This is a genomic window from Rugamonas sp. FW305-51, from assembly GCF_058786935.1.
In genome coordinates, this window is the sequence record NZ_JBYSZG010000002.1 from 275,056 (window position 1) to 298,959 (window position 23,904).

The 23,904-nt window shown below is 67.3% G+C and carries 26 protein-coding genes; 4 read left to right on the forward strand and 22 right to left on the reverse strand.

Annotated features, from left to right (window positions below):
- Positions 1-14: 14 nt before the first annotated feature.
- From AC3WOS_RS02420 to AC3WOS_RS02430, 3 genes are read right to left on the reverse strand one after another with little or no spacing between them, the layout of a single operon-like run.
- Positions 15-911 carry a ribose-phosphate diphosphokinase gene (locus tag AC3WOS_RS02420; RefSeq protein ID WP_492714227.1) on the reverse strand — a complete coding sequence of 299 codons (897 nt, stop codon included), beginning with the start codon at positions 909-911 and terminating at the stop codon, positions 15-17.
- Complete coding sequence (locus AC3WOS_RS02425; protein WP_492714228.1) at positions 908-2,419, reverse strand: thymidine phosphorylase family protein; 1,512 nt, start codon at positions 2,417-2,419, stop codon at positions 908-910. Before AC3WOS_RS02425 ends, AC3WOS_RS02420 begins: the two co-directional genes overlap by 4 nt.
- A complete protein-coding gene (locus tag AC3WOS_RS02430; protein ID WP_492714229.1) occupies positions 2,416-3,777 on the reverse strand; it encodes an MBL fold metallo-hydrolase RNA specificity domain-containing protein in 1,362 nt (453 codons plus the stop codon). Before AC3WOS_RS02430 ends, AC3WOS_RS02425 begins: the two co-directional genes overlap by 4 nt.
- Positions 3,778-3,984: 207 nt before the next feature.
- Here AC3WOS_RS02430 and AC3WOS_RS02435 point away from each other — a divergent pair, with 207 nt between their 5' ends.
- The gene (locus AC3WOS_RS02435; protein ID WP_492714230.1) at positions 3,985-5,226 is read left to right on the forward strand and encodes an MgtC/SapB family protein; all 1,242 of its coding nucleotides are present in this window, start codon (positions 3,985-3,987) and stop codon (positions 5,224-5,226) included.
- A gap of 125 nt (positions 5,227-5,351) precedes the next feature.
- Here the strand turns inward: AC3WOS_RS02435 and AC3WOS_RS02440 are convergent, their stop codons facing one another.
- The 13 genes from AC3WOS_RS02440 to AC3WOS_RS02500 all read right to left on the reverse strand — a co-directional run bounded on the left by AC3WOS_RS02440 (position 5,352) and on the right by AC3WOS_RS02500 (position 18,254).
- Positions 5,352-6,560 (reverse strand): ABC transporter permease, encoded by a 1,209-nt coding sequence (locus AC3WOS_RS02440; RefSeq protein ID WP_492714231.1) that lies wholly within the window; start codon positions 6,558-6,560, stop codon positions 5,352-5,354.
- Entirely contained in the window at positions 6,560-7,339 is a 780-nt protein-coding gene (locus AC3WOS_RS02445; protein ID WP_492714232.1) for an ABC transporter ATP-binding protein, read from the reverse strand. The genes AC3WOS_RS02440 and AC3WOS_RS02445 overlap by 1 nt, the downstream gene beginning before the upstream one ends.
- On the reverse strand, positions 7,336-8,814 hold the full coding sequence (locus AC3WOS_RS02450) for an efflux RND transporter periplasmic adaptor subunit (protein ID WP_492714233.1): 1,479 nt from the start codon (positions 8,812-8,814) through the stop codon (positions 7,336-7,338). The genes AC3WOS_RS02445 and AC3WOS_RS02450 overlap by 4 nt, the downstream gene beginning before the upstream one ends.
- A gap of 17 nt (positions 8,815-8,831) precedes the next feature.
- The gene (locus tag AC3WOS_RS02455) at positions 8,832-10,415 is read right to left on the reverse strand and encodes an efflux transporter outer membrane subunit (RefSeq protein WP_492714234.1); all 1,584 of its coding nucleotides are present in this window, start codon (positions 10,413-10,415) and stop codon (positions 8,832-8,834) included.
- Entirely contained in the window at positions 10,412-11,014 is a 603-nt protein-coding gene (locus AC3WOS_RS02460; RefSeq protein WP_492714235.1) for a hypothetical protein, read from the reverse strand. Before AC3WOS_RS02460 ends, AC3WOS_RS02455 begins: the two co-directional genes overlap by 4 nt.
- Positions 11,011-11,997, reverse strand: a complete 987-nt coding sequence (locus tag AC3WOS_RS02465) for a zinc-dependent alcohol dehydrogenase family protein (protein ID WP_492714256.1) — start codon at positions 11,995-11,997, stop codon at positions 11,011-11,013. Before AC3WOS_RS02465 ends, AC3WOS_RS02460 begins: the two co-directional genes overlap by 4 nt.
- A gap of 34 nt (positions 11,998-12,031) precedes the next feature.
- Positions 12,032-12,469, reverse strand: coding sequence for a universal stress protein (locus AC3WOS_RS02470; RefSeq protein WP_492714236.1), 438 nt, complete (start codon positions 12,467-12,469; stop codon positions 12,032-12,034).
- Between the two features lie 114 nt (positions 12,470-12,583).
- A complete protein-coding gene (locus AC3WOS_RS02475) occupies positions 12,584-13,033 on the reverse strand; it encodes an Hsp20/alpha crystallin family protein (protein WP_492714237.1) in 450 nt (149 codons plus the stop codon).
- Between the two features lie 156 nt (positions 13,034-13,189).
- Positions 13,190-13,996 (reverse strand): fumarate/nitrate reduction transcriptional regulator Fnr, encoded by an 807-nt coding sequence (gene fnr, locus AC3WOS_RS02480; RefSeq protein WP_492714257.1) that lies wholly within the window; start codon positions 13,994-13,996, stop codon positions 13,190-13,192.
- Positions 13,997-14,204: 208 nt separating this feature from the next.
- Complete coding sequence (locus AC3WOS_RS02485) at positions 14,205-14,846, reverse strand: response regulator transcription factor (RefSeq protein ID WP_492714238.1); 642 nt, start codon at positions 14,844-14,846, stop codon at positions 14,205-14,207.
- Positions 14,836-16,317 carry a hybrid sensor histidine kinase/response regulator gene (locus tag AC3WOS_RS02490; RefSeq protein ID WP_492714239.1) on the reverse strand — a complete coding sequence of 494 codons (1,482 nt, stop codon included), beginning with the start codon at positions 16,315-16,317 and terminating at the stop codon, positions 14,836-14,838. The genes AC3WOS_RS02485 and AC3WOS_RS02490 overlap by 11 nt, the downstream gene beginning before the upstream one ends.
- 15 nt (positions 16,318-16,332) lie before the next feature.
- Positions 16,333-16,746, reverse strand: coding sequence for a response regulator (locus AC3WOS_RS02495; protein WP_492714240.1), 414 nt, complete (start codon positions 16,744-16,746; stop codon positions 16,333-16,335).
- On the reverse strand, positions 16,743-18,254 hold the full coding sequence (locus AC3WOS_RS02500; protein ID WP_492714241.1) for a sensor histidine kinase: 1,512 nt from the start codon (positions 18,252-18,254) through the stop codon (positions 16,743-16,745). The genes AC3WOS_RS02495 and AC3WOS_RS02500 overlap by 4 nt, the downstream gene beginning before the upstream one ends.
- Positions 18,255-18,591: 337 nt before the next feature.
- Here AC3WOS_RS02500 and AC3WOS_RS02505 point away from each other — a divergent pair, with 337 nt between their 5' ends.
- Positions 18,592-18,984: a TraR/DksA family transcriptional regulator gene (locus AC3WOS_RS02505; RefSeq protein WP_492714242.1), complete on the forward strand. Its 393-nt coding sequence runs from the start codon at positions 18,592-18,594 to the stop codon at positions 18,982-18,984.
- A gap of 214 nt (positions 18,985-19,198) precedes the next feature.
- Here AC3WOS_RS02505 and AC3WOS_RS02510 read toward each other — a convergent pair whose 3' ends face one another.
- The 6 genes from AC3WOS_RS02510 to AC3WOS_RS02535 all read right to left on the reverse strand — a co-directional run bounded on the left by AC3WOS_RS02510 (position 19,199) and on the right by AC3WOS_RS02535 (position 21,840).
- Positions 19,199-19,636, reverse strand: a complete 438-nt coding sequence (locus tag AC3WOS_RS02510; RefSeq protein WP_492714243.1) for a universal stress protein — start codon at positions 19,634-19,636, stop codon at positions 19,199-19,201.
- Between the two features lie 27 nt (positions 19,637-19,663).
- On the reverse strand, positions 19,664-20,095 hold the full coding sequence (locus tag AC3WOS_RS02515; RefSeq protein ID WP_492714244.1) for a bacteriohemerythrin: 432 nt from the start codon (positions 20,093-20,095) through the stop codon (positions 19,664-19,666).
- Between the two features lie 34 nt (positions 20,096-20,129).
- Positions 20,130-20,318 (reverse strand): YgaP family membrane protein, encoded by a 189-nt coding sequence (locus AC3WOS_RS02520; RefSeq protein WP_492714245.1) that lies wholly within the window; start codon positions 20,316-20,318, stop codon positions 20,130-20,132.
- 60 nt (positions 20,319-20,378) lie between these two features.
- Positions 20,379-20,540 (reverse strand): hypothetical protein, encoded by a 162-nt coding sequence (locus AC3WOS_RS02525; protein ID WP_492714246.1) that lies wholly within the window; start codon positions 20,538-20,540, stop codon positions 20,379-20,381.
- 216 nt (positions 20,541-20,756) lie between these two features.
- Entirely contained in the window at positions 20,757-21,398 is a 642-nt protein-coding gene (locus tag AC3WOS_RS02530; RefSeq protein ID WP_492714247.1) for a Clp protease ClpP, read from the reverse strand.
- 61 nt (positions 21,399-21,459) lie between these two features.
- Positions 21,460-21,840 (reverse strand): translational machinery protein, encoded by a 381-nt coding sequence (locus AC3WOS_RS02535; protein ID WP_492714248.1) that lies wholly within the window; start codon positions 21,838-21,840, stop codon positions 21,460-21,462.
- A 412-nt stretch (positions 21,841-22,252) separates the two neighbouring features.
- On the opposite strand from AC3WOS_RS02535, the gene AC3WOS_RS02540 reads away from it, so the two are divergent.
- Positions 22,253-23,041 (forward strand): helix-turn-helix domain-containing protein, encoded by a 789-nt coding sequence (locus AC3WOS_RS02540; protein WP_492714249.1) that lies wholly within the window; start codon positions 22,253-22,255, stop codon positions 23,039-23,041.
- A gap of 20 nt (positions 23,042-23,061) precedes the next feature.
- Positions 23,062-23,865 carry a helix-turn-helix domain-containing protein gene (locus AC3WOS_RS02545; protein ID WP_492714250.1) on the forward strand — a complete coding sequence of 268 codons (804 nt, stop codon included), beginning with the start codon at positions 23,062-23,064 and terminating at the stop codon, positions 23,863-23,865.
- The last annotated feature ends 39 nt before the right edge of the window (positions 23,866-23,904 follow it).

Consider the following 23,904-nt stretch of genomic DNA (forward strand, 5'->3'; position numbering starts at 1 on the left):
GCAGCGCCCGTCCGTCAGCCGCGGGCCGCCAGCAGGCGCGCGGCCGCTGCCGCCAGTCCCGGCGCCACATCGATGCCGTTACTGACGTGCTGCACCGTGTTGCACGTGACGATGCGGCCCGGCCCTGCAGCCTGCAGCGCGGCATAGGCATCATCGGCAAACAGCGCATGCACGCCCACATACACGGGCGCCATGCCGCCGGCCCGCTGCAACTGGCCGCTGGCCGCGATCATGGTGCGGGCGGTCGACACGATATCGTCCACCAGCACCGGCGTGCGGCCGGCCAGCAGCTGCGCCGCCGGCGCCGACACCGCCACCGCCCGGTCGCCGCTGCGCACCTTGCTCAGCACCGTGGACGGACAGCCGGCCAGCGCGGCCACCTGCGCCACCCACTGCCCGCTTTCCTCGTCCGGTCCCACCACCACCGGCTGCGCCACGTTGGCCGCGATCCAGGCCGCGATGGCCGGTGCGGCCGGCACCACTTCCGTCGCGATGGTGTAGATCTGGTCCAGGCTGTGGAAGCGGTGCAGGTGCGGATCGACCGTCACCATGTAGTCGCAGCAGCCCGACACCAGCCGCGCAAAATGGCGCGCCGTCACGCCCTGGCCCGGCGCGAAGATGGCGTCCTGCCGCATGTAGGGCAGATACGGCGCGACCAGGCCCACGCTGCGCGCACCCAGTTCGCGCGCCACGCCGGCCGCCAGGTAGAGCGCCATGAACTTCTCGTCCGGCCGGTCCAGCGCGGCCACCAGCAGCACATCGCGCCCGGCCACGCCGGGCGGCAGGCGCGGGCACGATTCGCCGTCGGGGAAGCGGTGGATCTCCAGTTCGCCCGTCTCGTATGGCAGGCAGGCCGCCAGCCGTGCCGCGAACGCCTGCGCGCCCGGCAACGCCAACAACATGGGACTCATTGGGGCTCCTCGATGGTAAACAGGTTTTCCTGCGATTCGGCGTAGGCCAGCGCGTACGCCAGTTCGCCGGGCGATTCAGCGTGCAATGTCAGCAACGGCTGGCCGACGGCGACCCGGCTGCCCAGCGACGCATGCATCACCAGGCCAGCAGCGGGCGCCAGCGGGGCGCCGGCCAGCTTGGCCAGGCGCGCCAGGCTGCGGTTGTCGATGGCCACCACCTGGCCCTGGTGCAGGGCCGCCAGCTCGTGCGTGTAGGCCGCGCGGGGCGGCTCGCGCATGCCGCCCTGGGCCGCGCAGATGGCTTGCAGCTTGGTCCAGGCCGCGCCGCTGGCCAGCACGGATTCGGCCAGCGCCATGCCCTGCCCCGGCGCCGCCTTGCCGCCCAGCTCCAGCAGGCGCGACGCGAGCAGCAAGGCGCGCTGGCGCAAATCGTCCGGTGCGCCCGGCTCGTTGCGCAACACGGCCAGCACATCCCACGCTTCCAGTGCCGGACCGATGCCGCGTCCGACCGGCTGCGAACCGTCGGTCAGCACCGTGCTGACGGCGATGCCCAGCGCCTGGCCCACATCCACCAGCCGCTTGGCCAGCGACTCGGCCGCCGCCGCCGACCGCACCTTGGCCGTGCGGCCGACAGGAATGTCGATCACCACGTGGGTGGAACCGGCGGCGATCTTTTTCGACAGCACCGAGGCCACCAGCAGGCCGTCGCTGTCCAGTCCCAGCGGACGCTCGACCCGGATCAGCAAGTCGTCGGCGGGACTGAGCGAGACGGCGCCGCCCCAGGCGATGCAGCCGCCTTCCTGCTGCACCACCTGGCGCATTTTCGCCAGGTCCAGGCCCACCGGCGCCAGCGTCTCCATGGTGTCGGCCGTGCCGGCCGGCGAGGTGATGGCGCGCGACGAGGTCTTGGGTATGGTCAGGCCGCAGGCGGCCACGATGGGCACCACGATCAGCGTGGTGCGGTTGCCCGGAAGGCCGCCGACGCAGTGCTTGTCGACCACGATCTCGCTGTCCCAATGCAGGCGCTGGCCCACGGCGATCATGGAACGGGTCAGCGCGATGGTTTCGGCTACGTCCATGCGGTTGCCGGAGCAAGCCGTGATCAGGGCCGCCATCTCGATGTCGGAATATTTGCCCTCGACGATGTCCTGCACGATGCTGTTGGCCGCGTCGGCGCTCAGCGGACGCCCGTAGATCTTGCCCCGCACGGCGGAAAACGACTGCAGCGGCGGCGCGTGCCGCACCCGCACCGCATCGCCGTTGGCGCCGCCCAGCGCGCGCCAGGCCGCCTCCGACAAGCCCAGCTGGCAGCGTTCGATCAGGTTGCCGTGCACCACATTGAGGGTGGCGACGATGTGGCGCTCGCCGCGCCATACCTCCAGCCGCGACTGGGCCTCGAAGCCTTCCGAACGGCAGATCGGGCAATCACGGCGCAGGAACACCACCGGCTCCTGGTAGGTGTCGATGCCCAGCCGGTGCAGCTGCAATGCTTCATGGGCGCGGCTCATGCCAGGTCCACCTGGTCGCGGTACTCGGGCACGCGGCAATCCCAGTGCAGCTCTTCCTTGATGCGGCGGCGCAGCGCGTCGGCCGCCGGCGGCTCGCCATGCGTGATAAAGGTGCGCTTGGGCGCCTTGCGGAAGTGGCGCAGCCACGTCATGATTTCGTTACCGTCGGCGTGGGCCGACAGGTTATCGATCTGGCGTACCTGGGCATTGAGGGGCACATATTCACCGTGGATCTTGATGGCCGGGACACCATCGAGCATGGCCGCGCCGCGCGTGCCGCCGGCCTGGAAGCCGGCGAACAGGATGGTGTTGCGGGAATCGGAGGCGAACGCCGTCAGGTGGTGCAGCACGCGCCCGCCGGTGGCCATGCCGCTGGCGGCGATGATCACCATCGGCACCTGGCGCTGGTTGAGGGCGATCGATTCCTCCACGCTGTTGACGATCTTGGCCGCGTGGCACATGGCTTCCGTGTCATGCCGGTTCAGGCGGTGCTGGTGGCGGTAGCGCATGTACAGCGCCGTGGCGTCGGTGGCCATGGGGCTGTTCAGGTAGACGGGCAGCAGGTCCGGGATCTCGCCCTTTTTCTTGAGCTTGTAGATCTCGTACAGCAGCGATTGGGCGCGCCCCACGGCGAACGAGGGGATGATGGTGACGCCACCGCGGCTCGAGGTCTCGCGTATGGTCTGGCCCAGCAGGATGGCGGGATCGGCCGGATCGTGCGTGCGGTCGCCGTAGGTCGATTCCAGCACCAGGTAATCGGTCTCCTCGATGATGCTGGGCGCGACCATGATGGCGTCGTGCAGCCGTCCCAGGTCGCCGGAAAAAGTGAGGCGGGTGGTGGCCGACCGTATCGTGACGATGGCCGCGCCCAGGATGTGGCCAGCCAGCGCCAGTTGCGCCGTCAGCCCCGGCACTACACCGAACGCCACGTCGAACGGCATGGGCTGGAAGTAGTCGAGCGCGCGCAGCGCGTCCGCTTCCGAATATAGGGGCAGCGCCGGCGCGTGGCCCGAATAGCCGTGGCGGTTGGCGTGCATGGCTTCTTCTTCCAGCAGGTGGCCACTGTCGGGCAGCAGGATCTTGCACAGGTCGTAGGTGGCCTCGCTGCAGTAGATCTTGCCGCGAAAGCCGTTCTTGACCAGCAGCGGCAGGTAGCCGCTGTGGTCCAGGTGGGCGTGGGTCAGCACCACGGCTTCGATCTCGTCCGGCGGGACGGGGAAGTCTTCCCAGTTGCGCAGCCGCAGCTGCTTGTAGCCCTGGAACAGGCCGCAGTCGACCAGGATGCGGCGGGCGCCCGATTGCAGCAGATATTTGGAGCCGGTCACGGTGCCGGTTGCGCCGAGGAATGTCAGTTTCATGTTCGCCTTCTTTCTTAGTCCTATGCATGGCCGGCGTACCCGGCCATGCAGAGCAATATGAGCGGATTTACACGTCAAAACCTTGCGCTGGATCAAGTTGTTGATAATTCTCAATCAAGCTACAAAAAACTGCAAAATATTTCAACGCAACAGGGCTTTGATGGACGTTGCATTGCGGCTACCGCCAATGGCTGGCAGAATCAGGGCATGACTTTTTCAACCTCTACCCTGACCGGACTCGGTGTCGCGCTCGGCTGCGGCCTGCTGATCGGGGTCGAGCGCGAACGCAGCAAGGGCAGCGGCCCGACCCGGGCCTTCGTGGGCGTGCGCAGCTTCGCCCTCGTGTCGTTCACGGGCGGGCTGGCGCAGACCCTGTCGGCCAGCCTGGTGCTGGCGGCGGCGGCGCTGGTGCTGGCCCTGAGCCTGATCTCGCACTGGCGCGACCGCTCCGACGATCCCGGCGTGACGACGGAACTGGCCCTGTTCCTGGCCTTCCTGCTGGGCGTGAATGCGATCGACAATCCCGCCATTTCGGCCGGCGCGGCCGTGGTCGTCGCTTCGCTGCTCAACCTGCGCGGCCCCCTGCACCATTTCGTGCGCGTCACGCTCAAGAGCGGCGAACTGCGCGACGCCCTGATCCTGGCCGGCGCCGCCCTCATCGTGTGGCCGCTGCTGCCCGACAGCGCCAACGCCTGGCTGCTGGGCGCCAATCCGCGCCGCATGTGGGGGCTGGTGCTGGTCATCATGGCGATGCAGGGGGCGGCCCATATCGCGCTGCGCATGGCCGGCCCCGGCATGGGCCTGGCGTTGACGGGGCTGGCCTCGGGCTTTGTCTCGAGCACGGCCACCATCGCCACCATGGGCCAGCGCTACCGCAACGAACCGGCCCTGCTCGGTGTGACGGCCACGGCCGCCACCCTGTCCAACATCGCCACCTATGTGCTGCTGCTGGTGGTGACGCTGACCATCGCACCGGGCCACATACGCCACCTGGCGCCCAGCCTGGGCAGCGCCCTGCTGGCGACGCTGCTGCTGAGCGCGTGGCGCCTGCACCGGGCCTCGGACGGGACGGCCAAGCGCGGCCAGCGCATCGGCCGCGCCTTCAGCATCCGCCAGGCGGTGATCTTTGCCGCCCTGCTGAGCGCAGCGACCGGCATCGTCTCCTACGCCAATGCCTACCTGGGACCGACGGCGGCCAAGGCCGGCGCCATGCTGGCCGCGCTGGCCGATGTCCATGCGGCGGCCAGTTCCATCCTGTCGCTGGCCGCCAGCGGCACGCTGCAGCCGCCGGAAATGGTGCTGACCTTCCTGCTGGCCCTGTCGGCCAACAGCGTCAGCAAGCTGCTGGCGGCGGCCAGCGGCGGCCGGCGCTTCTTCCTGGCCGTGGCGCCGGGCCTGCTCCTGATGGTGCTGGCCACCTGGCTGCCCTATCTGCTGTGGCGGCCGTGACGGCAGCCAGCCGTGACCGATGCGGCGCGGCGGCCTCGATGCCGGCCCGCCGTTGCCTGTGTCCTCTGGCCGCCCCGCCGCCGTAACGGCCGCGTTGCGCGCCGCCTGCAGATGCCGGCCGCACGCTACTCGTGGCGCAGCGCTTCGATCGGGTCAAGCCGGGCCGCACGCCGCGCCGGCACATAGCCGAACACCACCCCGATGCCGGCCGAGAACACGAACGACAGCAGGTTGATGCCGGGGTTGAACAGATAAGGCAACTCCATGGCCCTGGCCGCCAGCGCCGTGGCGCCGGCTGCCAGCACCACGCCCGTCAGGCCACCCAGCGCGGCCAGCACCATGGCCTCGATCAGGAACTGCAGCAGCACTTCCCGCTCCAGCGCGCCGATGGCCAGCCGCAGGCCGATCTCGCGCGTGCGCTCCGTCACACTGACCAGCATGATGTTCATGATGCCGATGCCGCCCACCAGCAGGCTCACCGCCGCCACGGCGCCCAGCAGCGTCGTCATCACGCGGGTGGCGCCGGACATGGTGTCGGCCAGCTGACGCGTATCGAGCACATTGAAATTGTCTTCCTCCGTCACGCTCAGCTTGCGCCGCTCGCGCAGCAGCTGGCTCAGACGGGCCTGCAGGGCCATGCTGTCGCTGCCCTCCTCCATCGAAATCAGCAAGGTGCCCACGCGCTGGTTGCCCGTCACGCGCCGCTGCAAGGTGTGCAGCGGCAGCAGCACCAGATCGTCCTGGTCGTTGCCCATCGCGCCCTGGCCCTTGGCGGCCAGCAGCGCCACGATCACGCACGAGAACTGCTTGATGCGCAGCCGTTCGCCCAGCGGATCGCGCTGTCCCAGCAGCTCGCGGGCCACGGTGGCGCCGACGGCGCACACGGCGGCGCCGGCGCGCTGCTCGCCGTCGTCGAACGGCCGGCCCGCCGCCAGCGTCCAGTTGGCCGCCGTCAGCCAGTCGGCGCTACCGCCGATCACGCTGCTCGACCAGTTGCGGCCGTTGGCGACCACCGTCTGGCCGCTGCGCGACTCGGCCGCCACGGCGCGGATGCCGCCGATCTGGGCCGCGATGGCTTCCGCGTCGGCCTCCTTGAAGGCGGGCGCGCCGCCCCCGCCGCCGCCCGGTCCCTGGCGCTGGCCGGGCCGCACCATCAGCAGATTGCTGCCCAGGCTGGCGATCTGGTCATGCACGGCCTGGGTCGCGCCATTGCCCAGCGTGACCATGGTGATCACGGCGCCCACCCCGATCACGATGCCCAGCATGGTGAGGAAGGAACGCAGCAAATTGCGCCGGATCGAACGCAAGGCCAGCAGCAATGTATTGAGCAGCATCAGGCCACCTCCGCCGCCGCGCCCACCGGCTGGGGATTGACGCTGTCGCTGTCGATCTTCCCGTCCAGGAAGCGCACGATGCGGTGCGCATACAGCGCCATGTCCGGCTCGTGCGTGACCATGACGACGGTGATGCCCTGCTCGCGGTTCAGCGCCGCCAGCAGTTCCATGATTTCGCGGCTGCGCTGGCTATCGAGGTTGCCCGTCGGCTCGTCGGCCAGCAGCAGGGCCGGCTGCGTGACGATGGCGCGGGCGATGGCCACCCGCTGCTGCTGGCCGCCCGACAGTTCGGCCGGGGTGTGACCTTCCCAGCCGGCCAGTCCGACCGATTGCAGCGCGCCCGCCGCCAGCGCGTGCCGCACACTGGCGCTCTCGCCCCGGTACAGCAAGGGCAGTTCGACATTCTCCTGGGCCGACGTGCGGGCCAGCAGGTTAAAACCCTGGAACACGAAACCGATGGAACTGCGCCGCAGGCGGGCCCGCTGGTCGCGCGTGGTGGCGCCCACGTCCACGTCGCGGAACAGGTAGTGGCCGCCCGTGGGCGTATCGAGCGCACCGAGGATGTTCATGGCCGTGGACTTGCCCGAGCCGCTAGGGCCCATGATGGCGACGAATTCGCCCTGCGCGATGTCGAGGCTCACATGGTCCAGCGCCATCAACGCCGTGGCGCCGCTGCCGTAGCGCTTGGACACGTCGCGCAGCCGGATCAGGGGCGGCGCGGGCTGTCCGGACGCTGTGGCGCCCGTGATCCCTGCCGCCAATTGGTCCGGCCCGTTCATTGCGCGGCGGCCCGCTGGTCCGTGATGACCTGCATGCCTTCCTGGATGGCGTCGCCGCTGACCTCGGTGTTGCGCCCGTCGCTGATGCCCAGTTGCACCGTCACGGCCTGGGGCGTGTCGCCGCGCAGCACCCAGATCTGGCGCTGGCTCTGCCCGCCGCCGACCACGCCGGCCTGGCGCGGCGCCCGCGCGGGCAGGCGCGGCATCAGCGACGACACGATGCCACCCGACGCGCCCTTGCCGCCGCCGTGGGGCGAAAAGCGCAGCGCGCTGTTGGGGATCAGCAGCACGTTGTCGCGCTGGGCGGCGCGCACGGTGGCGGTGGCCGTCATGCCGGGGCGCAGGGTCAGGTCCGCATTGTCGACATCCAGGTAGGCCACGTAGGTCACCACGTTGTCGGTGATGGTGGAACCGTAGGCCACCCGCGTGATGGTGGCCGGATAGGGCCGGTTGGCATAGGCGCTCACCGTGAACATGGCGGCCTGCCCCACGCGCACGGCGCCCACGTCGGCCTCGTCCACGTTGACCAGCAGCCGCAGGTGGTGCAAGTCCTCGGCCAGCTGGAACAGCGTGACGGCTTGCAGCGAGGCGGCCACGGCGTTGCCGGGATCGACGCTGCGGCTCAGCACCACGCCATCGATGGGCGCCCGGATCGAGGCGCGAGACAGGTTGGTCATGTCGGTCGACAGCGCGGCCTGGGCGCTGTCGACAGCCGCCCTGGCGTTCAGCACGCCCGCCTCGGCCCGCGCCAGGGTGGCCCGCCCCGTGTCCATTTCCGCCCGCGAAGGCACCTTGCCGTCCGACAGGCGTGCCACTTCCTCCAGGCGCGCCAGCGCCGTCCTGGCCTCCGACTGGGTGGCGGCGGCCACGGCCACGGCAGCCCGGGCGGAGGCCAGCGCGGCCCGCGAACGCACGATCTGGTCGTTCAGCTTGGCCGTATCGAGTTCCACCAGCACCTGGCCCTTGTGCACCTGGTCGTTGATGTCGACCAGCACGCGCGACACGGTGCCCGACAGCTCGCTGCCGATGTTGACGGCGCGGGTGGGCTGCAAGGTGCCGTTGGCCGTCACGCTCAGTACCAGGCTGCCGCGCTTGACGGGCGTGGTCACGAAGGCGCTGGTCTGCGCCGCGGCGCGGTGGCGCTGCCAGGCAAACAGGGCGCCGGCCGCCACCAGCAGCAGCCCAAGCAGGGTCCACACCAGAGCCTGGCGCCAGCGCTGGCGGGCCTCCGGTGCCCCGAACGGATCGGTTGCATCCAGCGCCGGCGCCGCGCTGCCCTTGCCCGGGTTGCCCGGGTTGGCCGGGTGGGCAGCCGCGCCGGCAGAGGCGGCAGAGGCAGCAGCCGCGCCGACAGTCTGGGCGGCAGCAGTAGCGGCAACGGCAGCGGCAGCGGTAGCGGTAGTGGCGGAGGCAGTCGCGGAAGTTTGACCGGAGACGGCCGTTTCAATCGGGGGCGTGCCGGCTACCGGTCGCATGTCAGGTTCGGCCAGGTTCATGACGCGTTAGGTCCATTGGGAGGTTGTGGCCGGGAGGCGGCGCCGGATGGGGGTGCGGCAGCGGGCCCGGATGTGGGTACGGATGTGGGTACGGACGCGGGTACGGAAGTGGGTACAGCAGATGGCGCACCGGCAGCGGCTGCGCGCGCGGGGGCGACGGCCGGTACGGCGCCGCCATCCGGCTGCCAGCCGCCGCCCAGCGCCTTGTAGAGACGCACCAGATCGCCGCTCAGGCTGACACTGGTTGCGGCCACGCTGTCCTGCGCCGCATACAGGGTGCGCTGGGTTTCCAGCACCGTCTGGAAATCGACCAGGCCGCTGGCATAGCGCTGGCGCGCCAGCAGCGCCGCATTGTTGGCCGCGCCGGCGGCCCGATGTAAATGCTCGAGCCGGCGGCGGTCGCCGGCCAGCGCGCTCAGGACATCCTCCACGTCCTGCAGCGCCGCCAACACCGTGGCCCGGTAGGCGGCGTGGGCCTGGGCCTGCGCGCCTTGCTGCAACTTGAGCTGCGCCACGCTGGCGCCGCCGTCGAAGGCATTGCCCGACACCGTGCCCAGCAAGGCCCGTAAGATGGTCGAGCCGGTGCCGCCCACGCCCAGGCCGTGCAAGCCGATCGAGCCTTCCAGCCGGAACGATGGATAGCGGGCCGCGTCGGCCTGCCCCACCCGCGCCACGGCGGCCTGCACCTGGAATTCGGCGGCCCGCACGTCGGGCCGCTGGCGCAAGGTGTCGGCCGGCAGGCTCAGGGCCAGGTCGGCGCCGCCGTCCGGAATGGGCGCGAACGCCGCCAGCAAGGTGTCGAGCGTGGCGGGCGCCTCACCGCACAGCACGGCCAGGCTGTGCGTCAGCTGGGCCACGCTGGTTTCGAGCACGGGCAGCTGCGCCTTGGCCAGTTCCGTGGCCGACAGCGCCTGCTGCTGTTCCAGCGACGTGAGCAGGCCGGCCTGCACGCGCCAGTCCGTGATCTGCATGGTCGATTCCTGGCTGGCCACGTTGTCGCGGGCGATCGCCAGCCTGGCCTGGGCGCCGCGCAGTTCGATGTAGTTGCGGGCCACTTCGGCCGCCACCGTCACTTGGACGTCGGCCAGGCTGACCTCGCTGGCACGGACCGTGGCCACGCCGGCCGCCAGCGCGTAGCCGTTGCGGCCGAACACGTCCGGCTCCCAGCTGGCATCGAAGCCGGCCGCATAGCTGTCGGAGATATTGGCGCTACCCGTCTTGCTGCGCTGGGCCGAAGCGGACACCGAGACGGTGGTGCCCAGCCCTGCCGCCGCGATATCGCGCGTGGCGCGGGCCTGCAGCAGCGACGCGCGCGCCACGGCGACCGTGGTGTTGGCCTGCAGTGCGTCAGCGATCAAACGGTCCAGCACGGGATCATGGAAGCGCCGCCACCAGTCGGCCAGGCTGGGATGGCCAGGCTGCGTGCCCGGCGCCCCGGACCAGGCGGCCGGCGCCACGAATGGCGGCGGCGCCGGCGGTGGCGGCACCTGGCGGAAGGCCGTGCAGCCGGCCAGTGCGGCCAGCGCCGCCGCCGGCAACGTGGCCCGCAACCGCGCCACGGTCATAACTAAGTGCATCATGGCGAATCCTCGTTCTCAAGCCGCGTCAGTTCCGCCCGCAAGCTGGCCAGCTCCTTGCGGAAGGCGGCGGCGTTGCCGAAGTCGACGAAACCATGATAATGCTCGTGCGCCTGCAATACCCGCCGCGCATGCTTGATGGGGCACCAATACTGCTCGGTGCGCCCTATCACCTCGCGGCAATAGCCGATCAGGCCGGTGGCGTAGGCGCAGTAGCGGCAATTGAAGCGCTCCAGCGCGTTCAGGTAGGCCAGGTGCGAGCGGTCGTACAGGAAGTAGTCGCGCCGCCGCACCCGTGCGATGCGGTACAGGGGAAAGCAGACCAGCTGGTAGAGCGACACGAACAGGTCGAGCAGCAGCAGCGGCACGATCACGGCGTAAATGAAGGGGGCTGACAGCATGTGGCGCCATTGCGCGTGCAGCACATAGGTCAGCAGGCCCGTCTTGAAGCGGCGCTGCTGCTCCACGATGTCGCGCGTAAACATCACGCGCCGGTGGGTGAAATCGGCGTGCAGCTCCTGGCGGCGGCGCTGCATTTCCAGCTCCAGTTCTTCCTCGATCTGGCGTATCCGGTCCAGCAATTCCTGGATGCGCGGGTTCATGGCGCGAGCACGGCGGCGCCGTCAAAACTGCCCGCCCGCAGCGCCGCCAGCGCCGCATTGGCGTCACGCAAGGCGAACCGCGTGGTGCAGGCGTGCAGCGGATAGCGCTGCGCCAGCTGGAAGAACTGCTCGCCGTCGGCCCGCGTCAGGTTGGCCACGGAGCAGATGGAACGCTCGCCCCACAGCAAGCTGTAGGGAAACGATGGGATGTCACTCATATGGATGCCGGCGCACACCACGCGCCCGCCCCGGCGCACGGCCCGCAGCGATTGCGGCACCAGGGCGCCGTCCGGCGCAAACAGCAGCGCGGCATCCAGTTCGGCCGGTGGCAGCTGGTCCGACGGACCGGCCCAGACGGCGCCCAGCTCGCGCGCGAAGCGCTGGCTGCGTTCGTCGCCGGGACGGGTAAAGGCATACACTTCACGGCCCTGCTGGCTGGCCAGCTGGGCCAGCAGATGGGCGGCGGCGCCAAAGCCGTACAGGCCGATGCGCTGGGCCGCGTCGCCGGCCAGCACGTAGGCACGGTGGCCGATCAGGCCGGCGCACAGCAAGGGTGCCACTTCCACGTCGTCGTAGCGGGCCGGCAGGCGGAAGATGTAGCGGGCGTCGGCCACCATGTATTCGGCATAGCCGCCGTCGACATCGTAGCCGGTGAAGCGCGCTTGCGCGCACAGGTTCTCCGTCTGATGGTCGCAGTAGGGACAAGCGCCGCAGCTGGCGCCCAGCCAGGCCACGCCCACCCGCTCGCCGATGGCGTAGCCGTCCACCTCCGCACCGCGTCGCACTACGCGCCCCACCACTTCATGGCCCGGTATCAGGGGACTGCGGTGCGGCGCCAGTTCGCCGTCGAGTATGTGCAAGTCGGTGCGGCACACGCCGCAGGCGCTCACCCGCAGCAGCACCTGCCGCGGGCCAGGCTGCGGCACGGGCACCTGGGCCGCCCGCAGCGGTGCGCCGGGCTGGTCCAGTAGCATGGCCAGCATGCTCTCCGGCACCCTCACCAGCGCGTCCATGACGTCAGCGGAACACCAGCACCGGCACCTGGGCGTGGGTCAGCACTTTCTGCGTCTCGCTGCCCAGCAGCAGGCCCTTGACGCCGCGCCGGCCGTGGGACGACATGCAGATCAAATCGCAGCCGGCATCCGTGGCCGCCCTGCAGATGGCCTCGTAAGGCTGTTCGTCCGTGACCAGCATGGTGTCGCAGCTCACCCCCAGTTCCTTGGCGGCCGCCTCGATCTCGGCCAGGAACACGCGCGCATGGGCGGCGCTGTCGCGCGCAAACTGTTCGCGGGTGTCGGCCAGCATTTCCGGCTGGTAGGTGAAGATCTGGTAGTCGGCCATCACATGGATGCCGGTGACCTTGGCGCCCGATTCCTTGGCAAAGGCCAGGGTCTTTTTGATCATGCCGGAGGCGATGGAGGAACCGTCGGTCGGCAACAGGATATGCTTGAACATGATGTAGTCTCGGTTAGGGTAGCGGCGCCGGGCGCCGGTGGTGACCGGTGTCGGCCCCCGCGCCGGGCGGCGCGCCATGCGCGTCGCGGCCGGGGGACGGCACCGGCGATGGCGTCAGTTAATGACGATTTTCTTGGCGCTGTTGTTGGCGCGTTTGGGCAACGTCAGCTCCAGCACGCCGTCCTGATATTTGGCGACCACCTGGCTGTCGTCGATATCATGTTCCAGCGAGAAACTGCGATACTGCTGGCCGTAGTAGCGCTCGCTGCGCACCACCGTCTCGCCCTGCTTCTCTTCCGTCTCGCGCTTGGTTTCGGCCGAGATCGAGACGTGGTTGCCTTCCACGTCGACCTTGATGTCTTCCTTCTTCATCCCCGGGATTTCCGCCTTGACGTTGTAGGCCTGGTCGCTTTCCGTCACGTCCAGCCTGATCAACGCATCCTTCTGCAGGTCGCGCATCGCGTGCTTGAGGCCGAAGTCGCGGAAGAAGTCTTCGACACTGCGCAGCGGTTCCATGCGGGCCAGGTCGCCGAACGGGTCGAAGTGTCTCAGTTGGTTAGCCATGTTCAACTCCTATGCAAATACATGCCGGATCGAAATGCCGGGACGCGCCGGCAACCGCGTCCCTGTCACCCCACTGTAATTGGCCGCGCCGTACGTGTCAGCCGGGGGGTGTGACTTACATCAAGAACTGGAACAATACGATAACACCGTACCGTTTCAGGCGGCGCACAAGGTCATGCGGGACTTGCCGCGCATGGCTTCTTCCGCGCGGGCCGCTTTCTGCTCCGCCACTTCCAGCGCCGCGCCCGTGGACAGCGCCTCCAACGCGCCACGGTCGAGGATACACAGGTCGCGGTTTTCAATACTGATCCATTCCTGCTTGCGGAAGCGCGACAGCAGCCGGCTCACGCTCTCTATCGTCAGGCCCAGGTAGCCGCCCATGTCCTCGCGCGACATGCGCAGCTGGAAGCTGGCCGCCGAATAGCCGCGGGCCTGGTAGCGGGCCGACAGGTTGAGCAGGAACACGGCGAAGCGCTGCTCGGCCCGCATATTGCCCAGGAATAGCATCACATTTTGCTCGCGCATGATTTCCTGGCTCATGATGCGGTGAAAGTGCTGCAGCAGCTGGGGCACCTCGCCGAACAGTTCCTGCAGCCGGGCGAACGGGATCTCGCACACTTCCGCATCTTCCAGCGCCACGGCGTTGCAGGCGTGGCGGCCGGCGCCGATGGCGTCCATGCCCAGCAGGTCGCCGGCCATCTGGAAGCCCGTGATCTGCTGCTCGCCGCGCAGGTTGATCTGGGCCGTCTTGAAGTGGCCGAAGCGCACCGCGTACAGGCTGTTGAAGGGCTGGTCCATGCGGTACAGGTATTCGTCGCGGGCCACGCGGCGGCGGCGGCCGATGATCTTGTCCAGCCGGGAAACTTCGTTCTCATCCAGGCCGACCGGCAGGCACAGCTTCTTGAAACTGCAGACGGCGCACTTGTTCTGGGCAGGCGCGGTCTGAGCGGTTGAAGGGGCGATCGAGAAAATGGTGGATGTCATGGTAAAGCTCCCTGTTCGTAGTTCGGTCGCTCGCCCTGAGGCGAGTGCGCCGTGATTTGTTCATACGACAAGTATCGACGATAGTCCGCCCGGCCGTTATCGGGCAAGGCCATCGCTTCGTGTAGGGGATTTACGGATGAAATCGTGTAGGGGTTCCGTGACAGCGGGCCGCGCGCGGCCCACCGCCTCAGATCATGCCGTTTTCCAGCGCGTAGCGGGTCAGCTCGGCGTTGCTGGTGCAGCCCATTTTGTCGAGGATGCGGGTGCGGTAGGTGGTCACCGTGTTGGGGCTCAGGTGCAGCAATTCGCCGATGCGCACCAGCGATTCGCCGGCCGCGATCAGCTTGAACACTTCCAGCTCGCGGTTCGACAGCGATTCGTGGTTGGCCATGCCGCCGCCCCCGCCGATCAGGCTAGCCAGCTTTTCCAGCAGCGCCGGGCTGACATGCTTGCCACCGGCGGCCGCCTTGCGCACGGCCGTCACCAGTACCGTGGTGGGCGCATCCTTGGTCAGGTAGCCTGAAGCGCCCAGCTTGAGGGCGCGCACGGCGTAGATTTCCTCCGAATACGTGCTCAGCATCAGCACGGCCAGCTTGGGCTTGTCGGCCCGCAACTGCTTGAGCAAGTCCAGCCCGTTCTTGCCCGGCATGGTGATGTCGCACAGGGCCACGTCGAATTCCTGCTGTTGCACCAGCAGCAACGCTTCCTGGGCGTTGCCCGCCTCGCCCGTCACGCAAATGTCGTCGGCCGTGCCCAGCATCAGGCGTACGCCGTTGCGGGCGATCGCGTGATCGTCCACCAGCAACACCCGGATCTGCTTACTGCTCATTCCTGCCCTCCAAGGGCAAACGCAGCAGCAAGGTCGTGCCCTGCCCTGGCTTGCCGGTAATTTTCAGTTCGCCGGCAAAATGCCGGCTGCGCTCGTGCATGCCCAGGATGCCCCAGGACTCGCGGTTCAGCAGGCGTTCCGTGTCGATGCCTTTGCCGTCGTCCACGATGCGCAACTCCAGGATATTATCCTGCAAGTCGACATCGAGCTGCACGGTGCTCGCTTCGGCGTGGCGCACCACGTTGGTCAGCGCCTCCTGCACGATACGGAACAGCATGGTGCTGCGTTCCGGCCCCAGTTCCAGCGCGGCCGCGGCCGGCGTCACGTGGGTGATGCAGTGCAGCCCCGAGCGCTGCTCGATCTGGCCCGCATACCATTCCAGCGCGGCCCACACGCCCAGCTGGTCCAGCACGCTGGGACGCAGGTCCGTGATGACGCGGCGCACGGTCTGGATCGCATCCTGGGCCAGCGCGGCCGCGTCCGTCAGCAGCGGTTCGGCCGGGCTGCCGGCCGCCGCCGTGCGTTCAATGGCCACGGAAATATAAGCCTTGATGCCCGTCAGCAGGCCGCCCAGTTCGTCGTGGATTTCCTGGGCGATGCGCTTGCGCTCGTGTTCCTTGATGTTTTCCTGGTGCGCCGCCAGCCGGCGCAATTCGTCCTGCGACTGCTGCAGCGCCTGTTCGGCCAGCTTGTTGCGGGTGATGTCGACCAGGATGCCCTGCATGAACAGGGGTTCGCCCGCTTCGTCGCGCACCACTTCGGCCTGGTCGCGGAACCACAGCACGTCGCCGTTACGGGCCGTGAGCCGGTATTCCAGCCGCAGGGCGGCGCCGGCCATGCGGCTTTCGCGGATGGCCGCCTGCACCCATTCGCGCTCGCCCGGATGCATGCGCGCGCCGTGCAGATAGGGATCGGCCAGCCATTCGGCCGGGCTGTAGCCCAGGGTCTGGATCTGGGGGCTGATGTAGAGCAGCGTCTGCGGCGCATCGAGCGCGGCGATGTAGGTGATGGCCTGGATCTGTTCGACCAGGGTGCGGAATTTCGCTTCCACCTGGCGCTTGTCGACCAGCAGGCGCTGCTCGCGCAGCATGCGGTGGATGGCCGTGGGCAGCATCTCCAGGTAGCGCCCGTCCACATCCTTGACCAGGTAGTCGCGCGCGCCGCGGCGCATGGCTTCGGCCGCCACGGTGGCGCTGTCGGCCCCCGTCAACATCATGACGGGAATGGCGCTGCCGCCCCCGTCCACGCTGAGCCGGGCCAGGAATTCCAGTCCCGTCACGTCGGGCAGGTGGTAGTCGAGCAGGATGCAGTCGGGCGCCGCGGTGCGCGCCTGCAGCAGGCCCTGCTGGCCGCTGTCCGCCTCGATCAGCTCGAAATTGCTGTCGGCGTCGGCCGCGAAGGCGCGCCGGCAGGCCATGCGGTCGACCACGTCGTCCTCGACGATCAGCACCCGTATCCGTGGTTCGCTCATGGCCGGTTCGCCTCCTCAGGGCATTTCACTGATGGTCCAGTACAGGTCGATCGAGCGCATCATCTCCACGAAGCGGCGGTAGTCGACCGGCTTGGCCATGTAGCCGGCCACGCCCAGGTCGAAGCTGTGCACCTTGTCCTGCTGCTCCTCGGACGTGGTGAGGACGATCACGGGGATGCGCTTGAGTTCGGCGTCGTGCTTGATCATCTGCAGGAACTCGATGCCGTTCATGATGGGCATGTTCAAGTCCAGCAGGATGATGCAGGGCCGCTCGTTGCCCGGATTGCGCAGGTAGTCGAGCGCCGCTTCGCCGTTCTCCATGCTGACCACGGGATTGACGACGTGGATTTCCTTCAGGGCGCGCAGGATCGTCATCACGTCGACCTGGTCGTCCTCCACCAGCAGGATGGGCTTGTTATTTATTTTCATGTACTGCTCCTCTTTTCAAATGGGATGCGCTCGCCCGCCTTGGGCAGCGTGAACCAGAACGTGGTGCCGGCGCCCATGGCCGACTCCAGCCAGATCTGGCCGTGGTACATCTCGACGATCTTCTTCACCAGCGCCAGGCCCACGCCCGTGCTCTCGATCCGGTCGCGCGAGGCCAGCGTCTGGAACAGCTGGAAGATGCGCTCGAAATGGCGCTCCTCGATGCCGGGGCCGTTGTCGCGCACGTAGAAGCGCCAGTGGCGGCCGGCGTCGGCCACGCCCACTTCCACCTCGCCCTGCTCCTTGTTCATGTAATTGATGGCGTTCGAGATCAGGTTGTGGAACACCTGCTGGATGCGGGTCGACTCGGTGGTAATGGTGGGCAGGCCGGGCGCGATGGTGACCCGGATGTGGGGCGGCGGCGCCAGCAGGTCCACCACGTCGGCCAGCAGCCGGTTCAAGTCCACCGGCAGCAGCGCCTCCTTGACCCGGCCCACGCGCGAATACTGGAGGATGCCGTCGATCAGGCCGCTCATCCGGTGTACCCGGTTAATCAGCAGGCGCATGTGTTCGCGCCCCTCGTCGTTGAACTGGTCGGCATAGTCCGTGGCCAGCCAGTCGGCCAGCGAGCCGATGCCGCGCAGGGGCGCCTTCAAGTCGTGCGAGACGACGTAGGCAAAGTTGGTCAGCTCCTCGTTGGCGCTGCTCAGTTCCTGCAACAGCAGGCGGTTCTTTTCCTCGTTGTGCTTGCGGTCGCTGATGTCGCGCACCATGCCGGTAAACATGCGGCGATCGCCCAGGCGCATCTCGGCCACCGCCAGGTCCATGGGGAACAGCGAGCCATCCTTGCGCATGCCCTCCACTTCGCGGCCCTTGCCGATGATCTTCTTCTCGCCCGTGGTCACGTAGTTGGCCAGGTAGTGGTCGTGCTGGCTACGGTGCGGCTCGGGCATCAGGATGGAGACGTTCTTGCCCGCGACCTCCGCTTCCGTGTAGCCGAACAGGCGCTGGGCGGCCGGATTGAGCCGCTCCAGCCGGCCCCGCTCGTCGATGGTGATGATGGCGTCGACGGCCGTCTCGAAGATGGCGCGCATGCGCGCCTCGCTCTCCTGCAAGGCCACTTCGGCCGCGCGGCGGCTGCTGATGTCGTGGATGGTGGCCAGCACCAGCGGCAAGTCCTGGGCCGTACGCAGCGGCGACAGGCTCACTTCGACGGGGAATTCATGGCCGTCCGCGTGCAGGCCCAGCAGTTCCGAGCCGGCACCCATGGCGCGCGGCCGGGGCTGGTCGAAGAAGTCCGTGCGCAAGGCGCCGTGGTGGGCCCGGTAGCGGGCCGGCACCAGCATTTCCAGCGTCTGGCCCAGCAGCGCGTCGCGACTGTGCCCGAACAGGCGCTCCAGGGCCGGGTTGGCGAGCACGATGCGGCCCTCGCGGTCCACGATCAGCATGGCGTCGGTGGCTGCGCCGAGCAGCCATTCCAGACTTTGACCTTCTATGACGAGATTTTTCAACGACTTTTTCCTGGTGGCTAGCTGCGGCGCGCGACCGCCGGGGGCCGCCTTGCCGCACATACTATCTCAACCTGCAACAATACCATGGCTGCCACGAATTTTGCCACCGGAAGTTAAAACCGGCCAGCCACTCGCGTTCCGCATTCGATTCCATGGTCTTTTGACCTAGATCAACTACCGTCAGTGACGCATTGCATGTTCACAGTTAAATTGGCGACATAGGGTCGGGCGCCGCGAGGCGGTGCCCGTCTGCATCACCGCCATTGTAAGGCCGCTCATACATCGAAGGAAGCACCATGCCATCCATATACACCACCGCAGCCTCCGGGAGCGCGCCATGAGCCAGCTGTCCGCCGCCGACCTGGCCGATCTGGGCGAACGCCTGCGCCAGCGCCGGCAGGAGCTGATCGACGCCTTGCGCCAGCGTCTGCACCAGTCCGACAACCAGGTGGAAATGGCGCTGTTCAACTATTTCGCATCGCTGGACGATGCCGCCACCTCCAGCCAGCTGGCCGACTGCGACGTGGCCCAGCTCAGCCATGAGCTAGCCGAACTGCGCGCCATCGACCTGGCCATCGGCCGTATCGTCGCCGACACCTATGGCAGTTGCGCGGCCTGCGGCGTGCCCATCGCGCTCGACCGGCTGCGGGCCCAGCCCAGCGCCCAGATGTGCCTGTCCTGCCAGGAAGAACTGGAACAGCAGCCGCATCACCTGCACAAAATCGCCTGAGCCCGCAACGCGGGCCCAGCCACCGTCGCCAGGCAAGGCCGGTAAAAACCCGAGACGTAACGACTCATGAGGAAGGATTTCTCGCCCCCGTGCATGCAAGCTCGAAAATGGCAAAAATGGGGACGTACCCCTTTTTTAAAGAAAATGGGGACGTAACCCTTTTTCTGAAAGCCGTGTTACGTCCCGGGTTTTACGAGCCGGGCGTGGCGGGCGATTAGCGGTAGACCAGCACCGGGACCGGGCTGAAGGTGAGGATTTTCTGGGTTTCGCCGCCCAGCAGGAAGCTGCGGGCACCCTTGCGTCCGTGCGAGGCGACGCAGATCAGGTCGCAACCATACAGCTGGGCATGGTCGATGATGGCCTGGTAAGGCTGCTCATGGGCCACGTACAAGGTGTCGCAGGTGACGCCGTAGCCGCGCGCCGCTTCCACCACTTCGTGCAGGTAGCGCCGGGCCAGTTCGGCGTTATGTTCCTGCTCCGCGGTACGGCTGTCGATCACCATCGCCGTCTGCGGCCCTATCGTATGGAACAAGGGCACCACGTGGATGCCCGTCACACAGGCCCCCGACTCCGATGCATAGCGCATGCATTTCTGCACCATCACCCGTGACGCTGGCGAACCGTCCGTGGCCAGCAAGATGTGCTTGAACATGGGGTTTCCTTGTGGACGCCGCTGTGGTCAGGCCTGGCCGCCGGCAATGGCGCTGGCCGTCGCGGGACCGGTATCGAACTGCACGCCGGCCACCTGCAGGGCCGCCGCCAGCGCCGTGTCGGCCGTTTCCAGGTGGACATGGAACCATGGCAGCAGCAGCTCGACGGCGCGCCGCCGTGCCGCGTGGTCGCCATCGGCCAGGCCGTGCAGCGTGGCCAGCACGCGCGCGTGCTGCTCGCGGTGGCTGCGAATCGCGGGATAGGCGATCGCTTCCATGATCTGCTCTTCGGCCCGGAAATCCGCTTCCAGGCTTTCCGTCAGCCGCGCCAGGCCGCTATCGAAGGCGCCGTCTTCCGGCACCAGCTGCAAGGCCGTGATTTGCTGCGCCAGCGCCTGGTGGGCGTCGTCCATCAGCGGGATACCAAGCGCCATGTCCGGCGTCCAGATCGGTTCTTCCATGCTTTCTCCTGTTAGGCGTTGCCGGCGGGGATGCTTATTTCTTCTCGCACGTATTCCAGTGGAACGGCAGATAAGCCGGGCAGAAACGGAACAGGCCCGTCATCAAGGGCACCAGGCCCAGCCAACCCCACGCGCCGATGACGCCCGTCAGCGCGCCGCCCAGCAACAGCAGGCCCACCAGAATGCGGATCACCCGGTCGATACTCCCTACGTTCGCTTGCATCATATACTCCCATCTCATGAATAAACTTGCTGCACCTCAAGCCATCGCGGGCCCCTTCTGCTAGTCCCGGCCCCGCCCGTCCGCATTGGCCGGGATCAAGTGCCAACCCAGCATTTCGCGCACGCGTTCGGCGCTGGGGGCGGCCGCTTCCGGCCAGTAGTCGGCTTCGCCGGCCTGCTCCGGCGCGCGTGCGGCCGGCGATGATTGTTGTTGCGTTTCCATGATGACCTCGCTGGTTGAATGGCGGACCCTACCGTCCTGCAATTCAGTATTGGCGCCAGCGCCGGTCATCGTTATCGGTCTTTCCCGCTGCTTCATGTGGTGGAAAGGCCGATGAAATAGTGTCGTGCTTCCCCTACATCACGTTCAGCTTAATGGAAGCGGCATGGCGCGCCCGCCAATTTTGCGCGCCCGATTGATCTGACACAGGTCAGCCGCTCAGCCTTTGGCCGCATCTGCCGCCGCCTTGAGCTTGCGCGGCAAGTTGAGCTTGTTACGTTCCCGTTGCAGCCGGGCCAGCCGGCGCTGGATCTCGTCCGAGTCCATCCACAGGTCCGAACCCTTGAGGATGTTCTTGATCTCCGTGGCCGACAGGAAAGGCTGGCAGGTGCGCGTCATGAATTTCTCGAACCAGTTGCTCAAGGCCAGGGATTCGGCCTGCTGCTCGTTGCCCTTGCCGGTGAAGACGCCGGAGTAGATATGGAACAGCAGCTGGCAGTTGTCGTGCACCAGCAGTTCGTCGCCGGCCAGGAAGATGAAGGCGCCCATCGAATAGGCGCGCGCTTCAAGCACGGTGATCACGTGGGCGTTCGAGGCTTGCATGTTGTTGATGATCTGCAGGCCCGTGTCGAAGTCGCCGCCCGACGTGTTCAGGTGCAAATAGATCAGATCCACGTCGCTGGCCGTGCGCAGCGTGTGGAATAGCTCGGTGTAGTAATAGGCTTGCTGGATGGTGCCCGACAGGTAATAGGAAATCTGCCGGATCTGGGTCTGGCGCTCGAAGCGGCTCAGGCCCTGGAACACCAGCGGTTCCACTTCTTCCTGGTCGATATCCTGCGAGCTCAGTGGATGGGTGTTCATGTGTTGCTCCCGTGACGCGTGGGTCAGCCGGCGCGACCGCCGAAGCGGCCTCGCGGATAAATCACAGCATGTTGTCGGCCCGCAGGAAATACTTGCGCGCATGTTTGAGCAGCTGGCCGTCCGTCGGATGGTCCACCGTTTCCACGCTCATCACGTGCTCGGCCACGGCCGGATGGTGCTTGAGCAGATACTTCATCAGTTCCAGCTTTTCCATGCCGGGGCCCACCAGCAGGATTTCCGCGGCCGGCTTCAGGCCGTCGGCCACGGCTTCAAAGAATCGCGCGCTCTCGGCCTGGCGGCCCGTGCCGCCGGCCGCCTTGGTGTGCAGGTGCGGCGTGCCGGCGTGGGAACGGATCACGGCGGTGGCCGACGTTTCGGGATTGAAATGGATCAGGTGGGCTTCGGCATGGTCTATCCATGCCACTGCGTGTTGGAAGGACATACGGGTTCTCCATGGTTGGGGCGGGTCGGCGTTGCCGCCGGCCTGGGCCGGGCGTTGATGGAGTGGACTATGGGCGTCGCAACGGGAAAAATCCTTGACCTAGATCAAAACTTTCCCCAACGGCAAGGATGACGTGCAAGACATGTCGCCTAGCACGGTTTTGTTCGACTTGTTTGATCCAGATCAAGCAAATTAGCACATTGCTTCGCTTATATTGATATCGATGCTGCAAACCAAGCAGGACGCAGCGCTCCGCTCCGACCACAAACCTGTCGATAGCGCAAATTTGCCCGACCATGATGTCGGCTGTGGCAGGCAGATTTGCCGCATCCCGCCGCCCATTCCCGCGGCGCCATTAACAACCCAGCTGTGCGCCGCACCGGCCCAGCCACTTTGACGCGAGGCGATCTTGTTGAACTATCTTTCTGCGGCCCATGGCAACCGTGATGCCGCCCGTTTTTCCGCTCCCGTTGAATGCTCGTCGTGCCGCGCCCGCCAGCTGTGCCTGCCGGCCGGCGCCACCGACCATCGCAACGTGGACAAACTGGTGGGCCGCCGTATCAAGGTGGCCCGCGACAGCAACCTGTACAAGGCGGGCGACTTGGTGGGCAACCGCTTCTACGCCATCCGCTACGGCAGCTTCAAGAACTACCGGGCCGACGCGGCCGGCCAGCCCCGCATCACGGGCTTCCAGATGAGCGCAGAATTCCTGGCGCTGGACGCGATCGGCCTGCAGCAGCATAACTGCACCGCCGTCGCGCTGGAAGACAGCGAAGTGTGCGAAATCTCGTGCGGCAGCATGAAGCCGCTGCTGCCCTTCTTCCACAGCATCCTCAGCAAGGAAATCACGGATGAGCAGAACGTGGCCCTGCTGCTGCGCAATACCCGGGCCGAACAGCGCCTGGCCGCTTTCCTGCTGAACCTGTCGTGGCGCTACGGCGTGCGCGGTTTCTCGCCGGCCCGCTTCCGGCTGGCCATGTCGCGCCGCGACATCGCCGACTTCCTGGGCCTGACGCCGGAAAGCGTGAGCCGGCTGATGTTCCAGTTCAAGGACCACAACCTGATCAACGTCACTGGACGCGACGTCACGCTGGTCGATGCGATCGGACTCAAGCAGCTGGCCGCCAACGCCGGCGCCAGCGCGCCCGGTACGCTCGAGGCCATGCCGCAAACCCTGCCCCTGCCCAGAGGGGAGCTTTAATCATGGAAAGGCAGGCTATCATGAACCGATTGACCACCAGCACTCCCTTGTCGCGCCACTTCGCCCAGCCCGCCAGTTGCGGCACGTGCACCGCGCGCGCCCACTGCCTTCCGACGGGCATGAACGACAGCTATTGCGCCGCCATCGACCAGCTGGTCGAACGGCGCGTGCAACTGGTACGGGGCGAGCACCTGTACCAGATGAACGAGCCGCTGAGCGACCACCTGTACGCCATCCGAAGCGGCCAGTTCAAGACCTACCACCTGACGCCGGAAGGCGAGCAGCGGGTGACGGGCTTCCACATGAGCGGCGAATTCCTCGGCCTGGACGCCATCGGCCTGCATGTACACCGCGGCAGCGCCGTCGCCCTGACCAACGCTGAAGTGTGCGAATTCTCCTACCACCGCCTGGCCGACGCGGCCCAGCGCATGGAGCCGCTGTCGCAGCTGTTCCATAACCTGCTGAGCAAGGAACTGGCGCGCCAGCAGGACACCACGCTGCTGCTGCGCAACGGCCATGCGGACCAGAAGTTCGCCAACTTCCTGCTGCGCATGTCGCGCTGCTATGCCTCCCGCGGCAGCGCGCCCAACCTGTTCCAGCTGCCCATGTCGCGCCAGGAGATCGGCGACTTCCTGGGCCTGACGGCCGCCACCATCAGCCGCCTGATCTGCAACTTCAAGGGCCAGGGCTGCATCAAGGCCGTGCGCCGCAACATCATCATCCTGGACCAGGCCATGCTGACGCGCATCGCCACCGGTACGCCGCACCCGGCCACGGTTGCCATCGCCAGGGCCCCGGCCGGCCAGCTGCTGCAACTGGCCTGAGCGGCGAGCGGGGCCGGGCCGATATCGGTCCGCCGGGGC

Bases quoted from the DNA above. Each gene is read 5' to 3' on its own strand.
- AC3WOS_RS02420 (WP_492714227.1), bottom strand. From the start codon at position 911: ATGAGTCCCATGTTGTTGGCGTTGCCGGGCGCGCAGGCGTTCGCGGCA.
- AC3WOS_RS02425 (WP_492714228.1), bottom strand. From the start codon at position 2,419: ATGAGCCGCGCCCATGAAGCATTGCAGCTGCACCGGCTGGGCATCGAC.
- AC3WOS_RS02430 (WP_492714229.1), bottom strand. From the start codon at position 3,777: ATGAAACTGACATTCCTCGGCGCAACCGGCACCGTGACCGGCTCCAAA.
- AC3WOS_RS02435 (WP_492714230.1), top strand. From the start codon at position 3,985: ATGACTTTTTCAACCTCTACCCTGACCGGACTCGGTGTCGCGCTCGGC.
- AC3WOS_RS02440 (WP_492714231.1), bottom strand. From the start codon at position 6,560: ATGCTGCTCAATACATTGCTGCTGGCCTTGCGTTCGATCCGGCGCAAT.
- AC3WOS_RS02445 (WP_492714232.1), bottom strand. From the start codon at position 7,339: ATGAACGGGCCGGACCAATTGGCGGCAGGGATCACGGGCGCCACAGCG.
- AC3WOS_RS02450 (WP_492714233.1), bottom strand. From the start codon at position 8,814: ATGCGACCGGTAGCCGGCACGCCCCCGATTGAAACGGCCGTCTCCGGT.
- AC3WOS_RS02455 (WP_492714234.1), bottom strand. From the start codon at position 10,415: ATGATGCACTTAGTTATGACCGTGGCGCGGTTGCGGGCCACGTTGCCG.
- AC3WOS_RS02460 (WP_492714235.1), bottom strand. From the start codon at position 11,014: ATGAACCCGCGCATCCAGGAATTGCTGGACCGGATACGCCAGATCGAG.
- AC3WOS_RS02465 (WP_492714256.1), bottom strand. From the start codon at position 11,997: ATGCTGGCCATGCTACTGGACCAGCCCGGCGCACCGCTGCGGGCGGCC.
- AC3WOS_RS02470 (WP_492714236.1), bottom strand. From the start codon at position 12,469: ATGTTCAAGCATATCCTGTTGCCGACCGACGGTTCCTCCATCGCCTCC.
- AC3WOS_RS02475 (WP_492714237.1), bottom strand. From the start codon at position 13,033: ATGGCTAACCAACTGAGACACTTCGACCCGTTCGGCGACCTGGCCCGC.
- AC3WOS_RS02485 (WP_492714238.1), bottom strand. From the start codon at position 14,846: ATGAGCAGTAAGCAGATCCGGGTGTTGCTGGTGGACGATCACGCGATC.
- AC3WOS_RS02490 (WP_492714239.1), bottom strand. From the start codon at position 16,317: ATGAGCGAACCACGGATACGGGTGCTGATCGTCGAGGACGACGTGGTC.
- AC3WOS_RS02495 (WP_492714240.1), bottom strand. From the start codon at position 16,746: ATGAAAATAAATAACAAGCCCATCCTGCTGGTGGAGGACGACCAGGTC.
- AC3WOS_RS02505 (WP_492714242.1), top strand. From the start codon at position 18,592: ATGAGCCAGCTGTCCGCCGCCGACCTGGCCGATCTGGGCGAACGCCTG.
- AC3WOS_RS02510 (WP_492714243.1), bottom strand. From the start codon at position 19,636: ATGTTCAAGCACATCTTGCTGGCCACGGACGGTTCGCCAGCGTCACGG.
- AC3WOS_RS02515 (WP_492714244.1), bottom strand. From the start codon at position 20,095: ATGGAAGAACCGATCTGGACGCCGGACATGGCGCTTGGTATCCCGCTG.
- AC3WOS_RS02520 (WP_492714245.1), bottom strand. From the start codon at position 20,318: ATGCAAGCGAACGTAGGGAGTATCGACCGGGTGATCCGCATTCTGGTG.
- AC3WOS_RS02525 (WP_492714246.1), bottom strand. From the start codon at position 20,540: ATGGAAACGCAACAACAATCATCGCCGGCCGCACGCGCGCCGGAGCAG.
- AC3WOS_RS02530 (WP_492714247.1), bottom strand. From the start codon at position 21,398: ATGAACACCCATCCACTGAGCTCGCAGGATATCGACCAGGAAGAAGTG.
- AC3WOS_RS02535 (WP_492714248.1), bottom strand. From the start codon at position 21,840: ATGTCCTTCCAACACGCAGTGGCATGGATAGACCATGCCGAAGCCCAC.
- AC3WOS_RS02545 (WP_492714250.1), top strand. From the start codon at position 23,062: ATGAACCGATTGACCACCAGCACTCCCTTGTCGCGCCACTTCGCCCAG.